12 protein-coding genes and 1 pseudogene are annotated in these 13,829 nt (G+C 67.6%); 6 read left to right on the top strand and 7 right to left on the bottom strand.

The features are described 5' to 3' along the window. Positions 1-17: 17 nt before the first annotated feature. Together ACQR1F_RS14405 and ACQR1F_RS14410 are read right to left on the bottom strand one after the other, a co-directional pair. A complete protein-coding gene (locus ACQR1F_RS14405; protein WP_434913328.1) occupies positions 18-1,328 on the bottom strand; it encodes a COG4223 family protein in 1,311 nt (436 codons plus the stop codon). 50 nt (positions 1,329-1,378) lie between these two features. Beyond that, complete coding sequence (locus ACQR1F_RS14410; RefSeq protein WP_315800788.1) at positions 1,379-2,107, bottom strand: uroporphyrinogen-III synthase; 729 nt, start codon at positions 2,105-2,107, stop codon at positions 1,379-1,381. Between the two features lie 140 nt (positions 2,108-2,247). Between ACQR1F_RS14410 and tsaD the strand changes: the two genes are divergently transcribed. From tsaD to ACQR1F_RS14430, 4 genes are all read left to right on the top strand, one after another. Continuing rightward, positions 2,248-3,315, top strand: a complete 1,068-nt coding sequence (gene tsaD / locus ACQR1F_RS14415) for a tRNA (adenosine(37)-N6)-threonylcarbamoyltransferase complex transferase subunit TsaD (protein ID WP_316215475.1) — start codon at positions 2,248-2,250, stop codon at positions 3,313-3,315. Between the two features lie 241 nt (positions 3,316-3,556). Continuing rightward, complete coding sequence (locus ACQR1F_RS14420) at positions 3,557-4,537, top strand: NAD(P)H-dependent glycerol-3-phosphate dehydrogenase (protein WP_434913329.1); 981 nt, start codon at positions 3,557-3,559, stop codon at positions 4,535-4,537. Between the two features lie 177 nt (positions 4,538-4,714). After that, positions 4,715-5,128 carry an EVE domain-containing protein gene (locus ACQR1F_RS14425; protein WP_315800785.1) on the top strand — a complete coding sequence of 138 codons (414 nt, stop codon included), beginning with the start codon at positions 4,715-4,717 and terminating at the stop codon, positions 5,126-5,128. Positions 5,129-5,453: 325 nt separating this feature from the next. Then, entirely contained in the window at positions 5,454-5,669 is a 216-nt protein-coding gene (locus ACQR1F_RS14430) for a dodecin family protein (RefSeq protein ID WP_434913330.1), read from the top strand. An 858-nt stretch (positions 5,670-6,527) separates the two neighbouring features. Here ACQR1F_RS14430 and ACQR1F_RS14435 read toward each other — a convergent pair. The 4 genes from ACQR1F_RS14435 to ACQR1F_RS14450 form a co-directional block, all read right to left on the bottom strand. After that, positions 6,528-8,030, bottom strand: a complete 1,503-nt coding sequence (locus ACQR1F_RS14435) for an ammonium transporter (protein ID WP_315800783.1) — start codon at positions 8,028-8,030, stop codon at positions 6,528-6,530. 39 nt (positions 8,031-8,069) lie between these two features. Continuing rightward, the gene (locus tag ACQR1F_RS14440; RefSeq protein ID WP_006611147.1) at positions 8,070-8,408 is read right to left on the bottom strand and encodes a P-II family nitrogen regulator; all 339 of its coding nucleotides are present in this window, start codon (positions 8,406-8,408) and stop codon (positions 8,070-8,072) included. Between the two features lie 333 nt (positions 8,409-8,741). Next, positions 8,742-10,052, bottom strand: a complete 1,311-nt coding sequence (locus ACQR1F_RS14445) for an ammonium transporter (protein ID WP_315800782.1) — start codon at positions 10,050-10,052, stop codon at positions 8,742-8,744. Between the two features lie 93 nt (positions 10,053-10,145). Next, on the bottom strand, positions 10,146-10,484 hold the full coding sequence (locus ACQR1F_RS14450) for a P-II family nitrogen regulator (RefSeq protein ID WP_315800781.1): 339 nt from the start codon (positions 10,482-10,484) through the stop codon (positions 10,146-10,148). A gap of 208 nt (positions 10,485-10,692) precedes the next feature. Between ACQR1F_RS14450 and ACQR1F_RS14455 the strand changes: the two genes are divergently transcribed. Beyond that, on the top strand, positions 10,693-11,568 hold the full coding sequence (locus ACQR1F_RS14455) for a DUF4339 domain-containing protein (RefSeq protein ID WP_434913331.1): 876 nt from the start codon (positions 10,693-10,695) through the stop codon (positions 11,566-11,568). A 5-nt stretch (positions 11,569-11,573) separates the two neighbouring features. Here the strand turns inward: ACQR1F_RS14455 and tesB are convergent, their stop codons facing one another. Beyond that, positions 11,574-12,449 (bottom strand): acyl-CoA thioesterase II, encoded by an 876-nt coding sequence (tesB, locus tag ACQR1F_RS14460; protein WP_315800779.1) that lies wholly within the window; start codon positions 12,447-12,449, stop codon positions 11,574-11,576. A gap of 152 nt (positions 12,450-12,601) precedes the next feature. Between tesB and ACQR1F_RS14465 the strand changes: the two are divergent. Beyond that, positions 12,602-13,825 (top strand): annotated as a pseudogene (locus ACQR1F_RS14465) (ubiquinone biosynthesis hydroxylase); the annotation flags it as partial. Positions 13,826-13,829 lie beyond the last annotated feature (4 nt).

Here is a 13,829-nt window from a genome sequence, read left to right on the forward strand (position 1 = left end):
GTGCGTCCTTGGGCGTCCTATTGCGCGGGTTTGGCGAGCGCGGTCATCGCGTCGTCGGCGAATTTGCGGGCGGTCGACAGCGCGGCGTCGCGGGCGTCGGCACGTGCGAGCCAGTCATTGGCGGGAGCGCGATCCTCCGGCGAGAGACCCTTCAGCTCGCGGCGCGCCTCGGCGAAATCGTTGCGCAGCGCCGCCGCGGTGATCCGTGCCACCACCGCGCCGCGATCGGTGCCGGCGCCGTCGGTGCGCTCGACCTTGACCAGGCTCGAGGCGCCGGCCGAGAGCTTGCTGAGGATCGAGGTTCCCGTGGTGCTCTCCGGTGCCGGCGGCGAGAGCTTCGGCACGATGGTGAGCAGCTCGCGGCTCAGCGCCGCGGGGCTGGGCACGCCGGTGGTGGCAAACGCCTCCAGCGGCCTCAGCGCGGCCGCGTCGGGCGCCAGCGATCTGGCGGTGGTCAGCGCCGCTCCATAGGGATCGCCGTGACGCACGGCGACGTCGAGCAGGGTCGCGGCGACCACACGGCGCAGCGGCGCGTCGTCGGTGGGCTTGGCAGCCGCGGCCTCGGTGATCTTGCGGCTCTCCTGCGCCAGCGCCGCGCTCTGGCTCTTGCTCGCCTGCTCCAGCGCATCGATGCGGGCGGTCAGGCCGGAGAGATCGACCGGCTCGGGTGCGGGGGCCGGCGCGGAGCCGTCGCGCGGCTGCGCCCTGACGTCGTTGAGCGCGGCCACCGTCTTGTCGGACTGCGCGCGCAGGCCGGCGATATCGTTGCGCAGCGCTGCAATCGCCTTGTCGGCGGCATCGAGCCGCCCGGTCACGGCGCCATCCGGCTTGCCGATGCGCTGCTCCAGCCCGGCGACGCGGGTGGCGAGCGCGTCGACGGCGGACGCCTGCGGTGAGACGGCCGACGGCGATACGACCTGCGGCCAGCCCAGCATCCAGCCGACGCCGATCACCAGCGCGGCCGCGGCCGCGCCGGAGAATGGCGCGATGATCCAGGGCGAGACCGGGCGGGGGGGCGGGGGCGGAGGAAGGTCGGCGCGCGGCGGCTCGGCCGCGGCGACGGTCTCCTCGGGCGTCTCGCTGGCAGCAGATTCCGGTTCGGTGTCACCGGCGGCATGCGGATGCGACTGGCTCGCCGCGCCCGACGACCCCTCGGCCAAGGCTTCGGCCGGCGCGGACCATGGCGAGGCAGTCGGCCGCTCGGCCGCGCTCTCGCTGGCCGACGGGCGCTCCTCGCGCGAGGTCGGCTCCAGGTCGATGGTCGGCGGTGGCCGTTTCGGCCGCCCGGTGTCGGAGGCCGGTGCAGCGGTGTCGGGTTCATCGACCATGGTGGAAGTTCCCTGGCTGAGGCAAGATTGAGCAGGCCCTCTTACGCCATTCACGACCGTAGCGCACGGGTCAGGCCCTCCAGCATGTCGTTTTCATCCGGATGCGCCGCGATTGTGACCTGGGTCGCGCCAGCCTCTCGAAGAACCTCGGCGACATTGGCCGACAGGCAGGCATGCGGCACCGCCAGCGCCGAGATTTCGACGCCGTCGGCCCGGATGGCCGCCACGAACGCCGCCGCGCTCCGCCGCGAATAATGCAGCACCGCGCGAATCGCGTTTGCCGCGAACGCGTCGCAGACCTCGCGTGGCAGGCTGGTCACCTGTGCCATCCGGTAGACGGTCTGCGTGACCACGTCGTAGCCGCGCGCGGCGAGCTCGGAGGCGAGATCGCGCGAGATGTCGGCGCCCGCAAGATAGAGCAGGGTGGCCCCGGCGTCGACGACGCCGCCATTGGCGATCAGGTCGCGCAACGCCGTCGCATCGCCCGCGGCCGAGATCACCTGCGTGAAGCCGGCGTCGCGTGCGGCCGCCGCGGTCTGGTCGCCGACCGCGAACAGCGGCAGGCGCAGCAAGGCGGACGCTCCGAGCTGCGGCGCGGCCGCGCGCAGCGCGTTCGATGACGTCACGATCAGTCCGGCGGCGTCGCGGCCGGCGTCAGGCGGCAGCGCGACCGGCTCGAAGCGCAGCATCGGCGCCAGCAGCACGTCGAAGCCGCGCGCGCGCAAAGCCGCGGCGGTGCGTTCATTGTCGGGGGCGGGACGGGTCACCAGCACGGCCATGTGCTATGCTCCCGTCGAATACGGATCGGCCGGGCTGCAACGGACGGGTGATTGCACCTGGCGACCTCGTGGTGTTAGGCGGTTCTGCGCACTCATAATGACCAAAAGGGTTGAGATTGGGTAACGAATCGCAAACGCTCGTGCTGGGCATCGAAACCACCTGCGACGAGACCGCCGCCGCCGTGGTGGCGCGTGATTCGGACGGCAAGGGGCAGATCCTGTCCAACGTCGTGCGCTCGCAGACCGACGAGCACGCCATCTATGGCGGCGTGGTTCCCGAGATCGCGGCGCGCGCCCATGTCGACATGCTCGACCATCTCATCGACGCAGCGATGCGCGAAGCCGGCATCGACTATGCCGCGCTCGGTGGCGTCGCCGCGGCGGCCGGCCCAGGACTGATCGGCGGCGTCATCGTCGGCCTCACCACCGCCAAGGCGATTGCTCTCGTCCACAATACCCCGCTGATCGCGGTCAACCATCTCGAGGCGCATGCGCTGACGCCGCGCCTCACCGATGCAATCGACTTCCCCTATTGCCTGTTCCTGGCCTCCGGCGGCCACACCCAGATCGTCGCGGTCGCCGGCGTCGGCGACTACATCAGGCTCGGCACCACCGTCGACGACGCCATGGGCGAGGCGTTCGACAAGGTCGCCAAGATGCTGGGCCTGCCCTATCCCGGCGGACCTGAAGTCGAGCAGGCCGCGCGCACCGGCGACGCCAAGCGCTTCGCGTTTCCGCGTCCGATGCTAGGCCGCAGCGATGCGAATTTCTCGCTGTCGGGATTGAAGACCGCGGTGCGCAACGAGATCGGCCGCCTGGAGAGCATCGCCGACCAGGATGTCGCCGACCTCTGCGCCAGCTTCCAGGCGGCGGTGCTGGAGTCGACCGCCGACCGTCTGCGCGTCGGCCTCGATCTGTTCAAGCAGCGCTTCGGTGCGCCAACCGCGCTGGTCGCCGCCGGCGGCGTCGCCGCCAACCAGGCGATCCGTGGCGCGCTCGACGATGTCGCGCAAGCCGGCGGCACCCGCCTGATCATGCCGCCGCCGGCGCTGTGTACCGACAACGGTGCGATGATTGCCTGGGCCGGACTGGAGCGGCTCGCGCTCGGCATGGTCGACGGCATGGACGCCGCCCCGCGCGCCCGCTGGCTGCTGGATGCCAATGCCAGCGTGCCGGGCAAGTTCGCGAATACGCGCGCGGGGTTTTGACCGTGGCAGAGTTGCTGGCTGCGCCGAGCACGCGCCATCCATTGGCTCGTTCTCTTGTACGCCATAGCGCAAGCTGGCGCGGCAAACTCGGTGCGCCCCCCTCCCCCCGCGCGAAGCGGAGCTTCGCTAGGCGGGGAGGGGTCGGGGGTGGGCGTAGCCCCACGAACGCTCTCGCCCGTGGCACCCCCCTCCCCAGCCCTCCCCCACAAGGGGAGAGGGAGCGCAGCGACGGTTGCCGCGCATGATCAGTTTCCAAACCATCAGCATCATCGGCGCCGGGGCGTGGGGCACCGCGCTCGCCGCCGTCGCGGCACGCGCCGGCCGTGACGTCACGCTGTACGCCCGCGATGCCGACCACGCCGCGCGCATCGCCAGCGCGCGCGAGAATCCGCGCCTGCCCGGCATTCCGCTCGCCGACAGCATCGCCGTCACCGCCGATCTCGCCCGGGCCGCCCGCGCCGACGCCGTTCTCATCGTCGTTCCCGCGCAGCACCTGCGCGGCGCGGTCATGCACCTCGCGCCGCTGCTTCGGCCTGGCACACCGCTCATCGCCTGCGCCAAGGGCATCGAGTACGGCACCCACAAATTCATGACCGAGGTCATCGCCGAGGCGGCGCCGAACGCGATCCCCGCCATCCTGTCCGGCCCGAGCTTCGCCGACGATGTCGCGCGCGGCCTGCCCACGGCGGTGACGCTCGCCGCCCGCGACGAGCCGCTTGCGGCGGCGCTGGTGCAGGCGCTGGGCTCGCCGACCTTCCGGCCCTATCACGCGACCGACGTGCGCGGCGTCGAGATCGGCGGCGCCGCCAAGAACGTGCTGGCGATCGCCGCCGGCATCGTCGCCGGACGGCAGCTCGGCGCCTCGGCCCTGGCGGCGCTGACCACGCGCGGTTTCGCCGAGCTGGTCCGGCTCGGCCGCGCCTATGGCGCGCGCAGCGAGACCTTGACCGGCCTGTCCGGCCTCGGCGACCTCATCCTCACCTGCGCCGGCCCGCAGTCGCGCAACTTCGCCGCCGGCCTCGCGCTCGGCCGCGGCGAGCCGCTGCCGGCGGGCAAGCTCGCCGAGGGACAATACACCGCGCCCGTGCTGGTCGAGCTCGCCACCTCGCGCGGCGTCGAGATGCCGGTCGCGCTGGCCGTGGCCGCCATTCTCGCCGGCAGCGTCACGATCGACGCTGCGATCGAGGCGCTGATGCTGCGCCCGTTCAAGGCGGAGGAGTGAGCGGTGTAGGCGCGGCGCTACCGGTCGCGCAGCCACCTCCGCCGTCATGCCCGCGCTTGTCGCGGGCATCCACGTCTAAGATAATAGAGCTGGCGGTGAGACGTGGATGGCCGGGGCCTTTGACAGACGTGCTTCGCACTTTTGCCCGGCCACGATGAATGGAAAGAGAACTGCATCATGAACTACTGGCTGGTGAAATCCGAACCCTCGGTATGGTCGTGGGACCAGCAGGTGGAGAAGGGCGCGAAGGGGGAGGCCTGGACCGGCGTGCGCAACTACACGGCGCGGCAGAACCTGGTGGCGATGAAGAAGGGCGACCTCGCCTTCTACTATCATTCCAACGAGGGGAAGGAGATCGTCGGCATCGCCGAGATCATCAAGGAAGCCTATCCCGACCCGACCGACAAGACCGGCAAATTCGTCTGCGTCGACATCAAGGCGCACAAGGCGTTCAAGACCCCGGTGACGCTCGCCGCGATCAAGACCGACAAGACGCTCAGTGAGATGGCCCTGGTCAAGCAGTCGCGCCTGTCGGTGCAGCCGGTGACGCCGGAGGAATGGAAGCACATCTGCAAGTTGGGCGGAGTATAACCGATCGAACGGCGTAAGATGCCGGCTCAGCAGCGCCCGGCTCTGGCGCAGCTCAGAGATCCAGACCTTTCTTGCGCGGCTCGTCGACCATCTGGTTGCGATCTCTTCGCCGAGCGCCTGCCCATGGCCCTCAGGTCGTCAGTCGAGAAGTTCCCGGCGTAGAGGGCCGCGATCGCATCTGAGAATAGGAAATCCTGCCCTGAAAGGCTGGGTGAACATCGGGATCAATACTCTGCCGAGCGCTTCCCGTGTTGATGTCGTGATGCTACGCTCGGTTGTGGCAGGAAGCTCCTGCTTCCTGCTTCATACCGAACAGGAGAACGACATGTCTGACAGCGTCTACAAAGTCATCGAGCTGATCGGTACCAGCGGTGAATCCTGGGAAAAGGCGGCCGCGAATGCGGTCGAACAGGCGGCGAAAACACTCCGAGACCTCCGCGTCGCGGAAGTCGTCAAGCTGGACATGCAGCTCGACGCGAAGGGGGAAGTGGAAGCCTATCGGGCCAAGCTCAACGTGTCGTTCAAGTTCGAAGGTGCATGAGCCGTCCATCGGCTTGCATTGCTCGCAGCGCCCATCGGCCAGAGCAACGGCGGACGTGCTATTCGGCGTCACGCCCGTCATCAGGGCGCGGTGATCGCGAACTAACTACTCCGTCATGCCCGGGCTTGTCCCGGGCATCCACGTCTTCCTTTTAAGCAAACAAGGACGGGGATGGCCGGGCTCACCGTAAAGCCGAGCGGGATGGACGTGACCGCAAGCCTGCCATGGGCAAACTGCCCGTCGTTTTAGTTTGCCGCAGCATTTCCCCTTGCAACGTCGGGCAAATAACATTTCCGCGCGTCCCTGCTGCCGCATGAGGGTCGTTTCGCGACCGTTACGGATCGTTGGCAGTGGGATGCGACGGGCGTGTGTCAACGCAGCGTGACTTAGTTGCGCGGACGAACGATCGATGCACGCACGGTCAAGTCGCGCGGTCCTGATAGCCCGACGCTGATATCAAGCGGGTGGCGATGCCCTGGCGTGTCGCGCTCGTGATGGTGGCCAGACAGCCCGGCGCACCAGGGAGAACGCGAAGCAGACGTTAAAATCGTTGCGCAGGGAGGGCCGGGTGTGTTCGGCCAGACCTGTGGTACCTGCCGCCTGCCCCTTACAAAGATCACGCGGTATGGGTCCGCGTTCGCGGGGACGACACCGGCGGTGTGGCACGCGATCGGCCTCTACGACCTGTCCGCAGCGCTGCAGCTGCCCATCTCGGACAAAAGACAAGCCCAGTCGAAAGGCCAAAAAAGAAAGGGGCCCCAGCTTGCGCTGGAGCCCCTCAACGGTCAGGGCATTGCCGGGTATTTGCCCGAACCGAAGTTGCGGACCTGGTCGCTTACGACCAAGTCCCGGGAGAACTCAGTAGTTGTAGGCGCGCTCGCCGTGGTCGGTGATGTCCAGACCCTCGCGCTCCTGCTCGACGGTCGGGCGCAGGCCGATGATCACGTCGACGACCTTGTAGAGGATCGCCGAGCCGACACCCGACCACACCAGCGTGGCGACGACAGCCTTGATCTGCGCCAGCATCTGCGTGGCGAAGTCGTAGGTGCCGGCGTTGTTGCCGGTGATGTTGGTGTAGTCGGTGATGCCGACGCCGCCCAGCGCCGGGTTGACCAGGATGCCGGTGGCGAGAGCGCCGACGATGCCGCCGATGCAGTGCACGCCGAACACGTCGAGGGCGTCGTCATAACCCAGCGCGTTCTTCACGGTGGAGACGAAGAACAGGCAGATCGGGGAGACGATCAGGCCGAGCACCAGCGCGCCGATCGGGCCGGCGAAGCCGGAGGCCGGCGTGACGGCGACGAGGCCGGCGACCGCACCCGAGCAGATGCCGAGCAGCGAGGGCTTGCCCTTGACGGCCCATTCGCACAGCAGCCAGGACAGCGCCGCACCAGCGGTGGCAACCATGGTGTTGACGAAGGCCAGCGCGGTGACGCCGTTCGACTCCAGGTTGGAGCCGGCATTGAAGCCGAACCAGCCGACCCACAGCAGCGCGGCGCCGATCATGGTCATGGTCAGCGAGTGCGGAGCCATCAGCTCCTTGCCGTAGCCGGTGCGCTTGCCGATCAGAACCGCGCCCACCAGACCGGCGATGCCGGCATTGATGTGAACGACGGTGCCGCCCGCGAAGTCGAGAGCGCCAGCGCCGGCGAGCCAGCCGACCGCGCCGGTGACTTCGTCGAGCTTGGCCTGGGCGGCGGTCTTGGCAGCGGCGTCGCCGGCGGCGGCGAGAGCCTTGGCAGCGGCGGCCACGTCATCGGGAGCCGCGATGTACCAGACCCAGTGCGCGATCGGGAAGTAGATGAAGGTCACCCAGAGCAGGATGAACAGCATCACCGCCGAGAACTTGATGCGTTCGGCGAAGGCGCCGACGATCAGGGCCGGGGTGATCATCGCGAAGGTCATCTGGAACACGAAGTAGGCCAGCTCCGGGATCACCACGCCGTTCGAGAAGGTCGGAACGGTCGAGTTGGCGTCGACGCCGTGCAGGAAGGCCTTGGAGAAGCCGCCGACCCACGAGGTCATGCTGCCGCCGTCGGTGAAGGCCATCGAGTAGCCGTAGAGCGTCCAGATCACGCCGACCATGGCGACGATCGCGAACACCTGGGTGAGGACCGAGGCCATGTTCTTGGTGCGGACGAGACCGCCATAGAACAGCGCGAGGCCGGGGATGGACATCATCAGCACGAGGGCGCTGGACACGAGCATCCAGGCGACGTCGCCCTTGTTGGGAACGGGGGCGGCTGCGGCAGCGGCGGCCGGCGCGTCCTCGGCGAACGCCACGTCGGCGAGGCCTGCGACGCAGAGCCCGGCGATGGCGAGCGTGATCCATCCCGCGCTGGTTGGACGTTTGAACGTCATTTTATTCTACTCCGTAAGTGTTCTGGTTTGAGCGCGAAATCAAAGGGCCGCAGCGTCCGCTTCGCCGGTGCGGATGCGCACGGCGTGGTCGAGGCTGATGACGAAGATCTTGCCGTCGCCGATCTGGCCGGTCTTGGCGGCCGAGGAGATGGCATCGATGGTCTTGTCGACCTGGTCGGAGGGGATCGCGACCTCGATCTTGATCTTGGGCAGGAAGCTCACCGCATATTCAGCGCCGCGGTAGATTTCCGTATGACCTTTCTGACGGCCGTACCCCTTCACTTCCGTCACCGTGAGACCATGAACGCCGATGGCGGTCAGGGCGTCCCGGACTTCTTCGAGCTTGAATGGCTTAATGATCGCCATAACAATTTTCATGGGTCCAATCCCCGCTTGGGCCCGGTACGGACATTACCGAGCGCTTCCTGTCGACTGAGGTTCACCACGCGGAGAAAATCTTCACGACGCGGGCACAGCCGGGGGCGATAGAATCAAATGCCGTGCCAGACGGCTGGTCAGGGCTAACGAGCGGTGAATCCTGACCTTTTCAGCCCTCAGGGGGGGCATCAGGGGCTGCGCCATTCCGCCGCGCTCAAGGAATGGGCAGGCATGCGCAAAAGTTGCGCATGTCAGGCTCAAGACACAATGCTGCCCACGGCGCGGGCAGAATCCCGCGACGCCGAACAGGTCAATTGGCGCCGTTTGCTGCAGCTATTGCAGCGCCTCGCCATGCTGGGAGATGTCGAGCCCTTCCAGCTCGTGCTCGCGCGACACCCGCAGCGGCACGAAGGCGCTGACCAGCTTCAGGAGACCCCAGGTCACGCCGCCCGACCACACCAGTGTGACGGCGACGCCGTAGAGCTGGGCCGCAAGCTGCTTTGGGTTGCCCTCGATCAGCCCGGTGGTGCCGCCGATCGCGGCCGTCGCGAACACGCCGGCCAGCAGGGTCCCGGTCAGGCCGCCGATGCCGTGGACGCCGAACACGTCGAGCGAATCGTCATAGTTGAAGCGGTGCTTCAGCGAGGTGCAGGCCCAGTAGCAGATGATACCGGCGAGCGCGCCGATCACCAGGCCGTGCCACGGCGCGACGAAGCCGGACGCTGGCGTGATGGTGCCGAGGCCGGCGACCGCGCCGGAGATCATGCCGAGTACCGAGGGCTTGCGCCGGGTCGACCATTCCAGCGCGCCCCAGGTGACGGCGCCGGCGCAGGCGGCGAGATGCGTGGTCAGGATCGCCATCACCGCATGTGCATTGGCCCCAAGCGCCGAGCCGCCATTGAAGCCGAACCAGCCGACCCAGAGCAGGCCGGTGCCGACCACCGCGAGCGACAGGTCGAACGGCGAGAGGTTCTCGCTGCCATAGCCCTGGCGCCGTCCCATCACCAGCGCGGCGACCAGCCCGGCAGTGCCGGCGGAGAGATGCACGACGAGGCCGCCGGCGAAATCGACCACGCCGGCCTGCGCAAGGAAGCCGCCGCCCCAGATCCAATGCGCCAGCGGGACATAGACGAAGATGAACCAGGCGATGCTGAACAGCAGATAGGCCGAGAATCGCATGCGGTCGGCGACCGAGCCCGCCACCAGCGCCACCGTGATGATCGCAAACGTCATCTGGTACAGCATGAACAGCGACTCGGGGATGGTCTTGGCGCCAGGATGGACGCTGTCCATGCCCATGCCGGCGAGGAACGCGCGGTCGAGCGAGCCGATCCAGGTGCCGTCGCCGACGAACGCCAGCGAATAGCCGAACGCGACCCACAGGATCGAGATCAGCATCACCGCCGCGAGGCTCTGCGCCATGGTCGCCAGCACGTTCTTCTTGCGCACCATGCCCGAGTAGAACAGCGCCAGACCGGGAATGGTCATCATCAGCACCAGCGCGGTGGCGACGATCATCCAGGCGGTGTCGGCCGGATCGATCGTGGACGGCGCTGCCGCCCGTGCGGGTGTAACGAAGATGATCGCGGCCGCCGCAGCCAAAGCAGCAGGCGCGCGCAGGCAACGAGACGCGCAGGTCCCCATGACAGTCCCCCCGGCATGTCGGATCAGGTTGAGAATGTTCGCTCCGCCGCGCCGTTGCGGCGGGCGTGCAGCCGTCGCGGCTGCTTGAACGGTTTACAGAGCGTCGGTGTCGGTCTCGCCGGTGCGGATGCGGCGGGCATGATCGATCGGCGTCACGAAGATCTTGCCGTCGCCGATCTGGCCGGTGCGCGCATGCGTGGTGATCACCTCGACTGCCTTGTCGGCCATCTCGGAGTTGACCGCGATCTCGATGCGCAGCTTGGGCAGGAAGTTCACGATGTATTCGGCGCCCCGGTAGATCTCCGTGTGGCCCTTCTGGCGGCCGTAGCCCTTGACCTCGGTCACGGTCATGCCGTGGACGCCGATCGCGGTGAGGGCCTGGCGCACCTCGTCGAGCTTGAAGGGTTTGATGATCGCGACGACGAGCTTCATGGGCGGGCCTTGGTTTCCTCGGAGCGAAGCAGCCTGTTTCGGAGGCAGGCTTGGGACGGCCGTTTTGGCCTGTTCCTAGGCAAATGGCACAAAATCAGCGCAGCGTTAAGCGAAAACGTCAAGGAGTGACGGATATCACTGAACGGAACGCGACATCGCCCGACAGACTGAAGACGTGTTCCTGCCATCCTCTATTCAAGGACATCCCATGTCGAATCGTTCCTGGTATTACGCGGCGCAAGGCCAGCAACAGGGTCCCACTTCGGAAGACGAACTGCGCGACCTGATCGCCCGGGGCGTCGTGACCGCCGAGACGCTGCTGTGGAGCGACGGCATGGCCGGCTGGGAGAAGGCCGGGCGCATTCCCGGCCTGATGTCGGGCGTGCCGAGCATGTCGCCGGCCACGCCGCCCGCGTTCGACGCCGGCACCGCCGCGTCGGGCGGCGCGCTCTCGGTCAAGCTCGACATCTGGTCCTATCTCGGCTGGACGCTGCTGTATGTCGTCGGCCAGTTCCTGATCGTCATCACGCCCTGGACCGCTGTCTATCTCTACCGCTACGTGATCGAGCGGATGAGGGTGCCTGGCCGGCCGAACCTCACCTTCACCGGCCAGCCGCTCGACATCTGGTACGTCTTCATCGCGATGGGCGTGCTGGCCTATGTCAGCCTCAGCGACCGGCCGATCCTCAACCTCATCTCGCTGGTTGCCCCGGCGTTCCTGGGCTGGATGGTGCTGCGCTGGCTGCTGAGCAACCTCGCCTCGAATGGCGAGCGGTTGCCGATCCATTTCGAAGGCAGCCCCGTCGTCTATGCCGGCTGGTACCTGCTGATGATCGTGTCGGGCATCACCGTCATCGGCTGGGCCTGGGTGCTGACCGCCTGGATGCGCTGGGTGTGCCGCAACATCCAGGGGACGCGGCGCGAGGTCGTGTTCACCGGCTCGGGCCTGCAGGTGCTGTGGCGCACCTTCGCGTTCGTGCTCGGCAGCTCGGTGATCATTCCGATCCCGTGGCTGCTGCGCTGGTACAGCGCCTGGTACGTGTCGCAATTCGCGGTCGTGCCGCGCACCGCGCAGCCGATGTGATGCGGCTAGGCCCGGCGCTCGCGGATCGATCCCTCCTGCGCGACGGAGGCGACCAGCGTGCCGTCGGGCTTGAAGATCGAGCCGCGGGTGAGCCCGCGGCCGCCCTGCGCGCTCGGCGAATCCTGCGCATAGAGCAACCATTCGTCGGCGCGGAACGGGCGGTGAAACCACATCGCGTGATCCAGCGAGGCCGGCATCATGCGCTTGTCGAACAAGGTGCGGCCATAGCGCGCCATCACGGCGTCAAGCAGCGAGAAGTCCGACGCATAGGCCAGCGCGCACATGTGCAGCGCCGGATCATCGGGCAGCTTCGCGGCCGTCCTGATCCAGACATGGATGCGCCCGTCGTCGATCTTCTGGCCGAAATAGCGGCTGAGCTCGACCGGGCGCAATTCGATCGGACGATCGGATTCATAATAGCGGCGGATGAAGTCCGGCATCCGCTGGAAGACCTCCTGGAACATCGGCTGCTTGGAGATCTCCTCGGCCGTCAGCTTCTCCGGCGGCGGCACGTCCGGCATCCTGTCCTGATGGTTGAACGCGCTCTCCTCGTCGCTGTGGAACGAGACCATGATGGAGAAGATCGCGTTGCCGTGCTGGATCGCGGTGACGCGGCGCGTCGCGTAGCTCTTGCCGTCGCGGAGGCGCTCCACCTGGTAGATGATCGGCACCTGCGGGTCGCCCGGCAGGATGAAATAGCAGTGCAGCGAATGCGGCAGCCGGCCCTCGACGGTGCGGCACGCCGCCATCATCGCCTGGCCGATCACCTGGCCGCCGAACACGCGCTGCCAGCTGGTCTTCGGGCTGTTGCCGCGGAACAGGTTCACCTCGATCGGCTCGAGATCGAGGATCGAGATCAGGTCGATCAGTCCCTTGGACATGGCGTGTTGCTTTCGCTGGCTCGGCCGTCCGCTCCGGCCCCGTTCGGGCGGGATCAGGCATCCGGAAATGACGGCCTGGGGTGGCAGCCCTTGGTTCACGCCCCTGTTTCGCCCAGCTATAATCGCCCCGCAAGAGTAACCGTGAGCAGGGTGCCATGACGACACAGCGAAGCATTGTCATTTGTGGCGGCGCCTTTGCCGGCCTGGCGCTTGCGCTGGCGCTCCGGCAGGGGCTCGGCCCCGAGGTGCCCGTCATCGTGGCCGATCCGGCGCTCGCCAACCGGCCAAGCCGCGATCCACGCGCCAGCGCCATCGTCGCGGCCTGCCGCAAGCTGTTCGACGCGATCGGCGTCTGGGCGGACGTGGCGCCGCAGGCGCAGCCGATCCTCGACATGGTCATCACCGATTCCAAGCTCGAGGATGCGACGCGGCCGTCGTTCCTGACCTTTGCGGGCCAGGTCGAGGCCGGCGAGCCGTTCGCGCACATGGTCGAGAACCGGCACCTGATCGACGCGCTGGTCAAGCATGCGGAGGCGGCGGGCGTCGAGCTCAAGGCGATGCCTGTGACCGGTTTTGAGACGCGCGGCGACAGCGTTGCAGTGACCCTGGGCGATGGCAGCCGCTGCGAAGCCAGCCTGCTGGTTGCCGCCGACGGCGCGCGTTCGAAGCTGCGCGAGCGCGCGGGCATCCAGACCCATGGCTGGGACTATGATCAGTCCGGCATCGTCGTCACCATCGGTCATGAGCGCGACCATGGCGGCCGCGCCGAAGAGCATTTCCTGCCGCCCGGCCCATTCGCGATCCTGCCGCTGACCGGCAAGCGCTCCTCGCTGGTGTGGACCGAGCGGCGCAAGGAAGCGAAGCGCCTCGTGGAGCTGAGCGCGGACGAATTCCACGCCGAGCTGGAGAAGCGCGCCGGCCTGCATCTCGGCGAGATCAAGGTGCTCGACCAGCCCCGGGCGTTTCCGCTGTCCTATTTCGTTGCCCGCTCCTTCATCGCGTCGCGGCTGGCGCTGGTCGGCGACGCCGCCCATGTGATCCATCCGATCGCGGGGCAGGGCCTCAACATGGGGCTGAAGGACGTCGCCGCGCTGGCCGAGGTCGTGGTCGATGCTGCGCGCATGGGGATCGATCCGGGGCAGGTCGATGTCCTCGAGCGCTACCAGCGCTGGCGCCGCTTCGACACGATGGCGATGGGCGTCGCCACCAACTCGCTGAACTTCCTGTTCTCGAACAAGTCGACCTTGCTGCGCGCCGTGCGCGACATCGGCCTTGGGATCGTCGATCGCGCGCCGCCGCTGAAGGAGCTGTTCATCAAGCAGGCCGCGGGCCTCACCGGGGAGATGCCGCGGCTGTTGAAGGGGGAAGCGTTATAAAGCA

It is taken from the genome of Bradyrhizobium sp. HKCCYLS3013 (genome assembly GCF_051167615.1).
GTDB lineage: Bacteria > Pseudomonadota > Alphaproteobacteria > Rhizobiales > Xanthobacteraceae > Bradyrhizobium.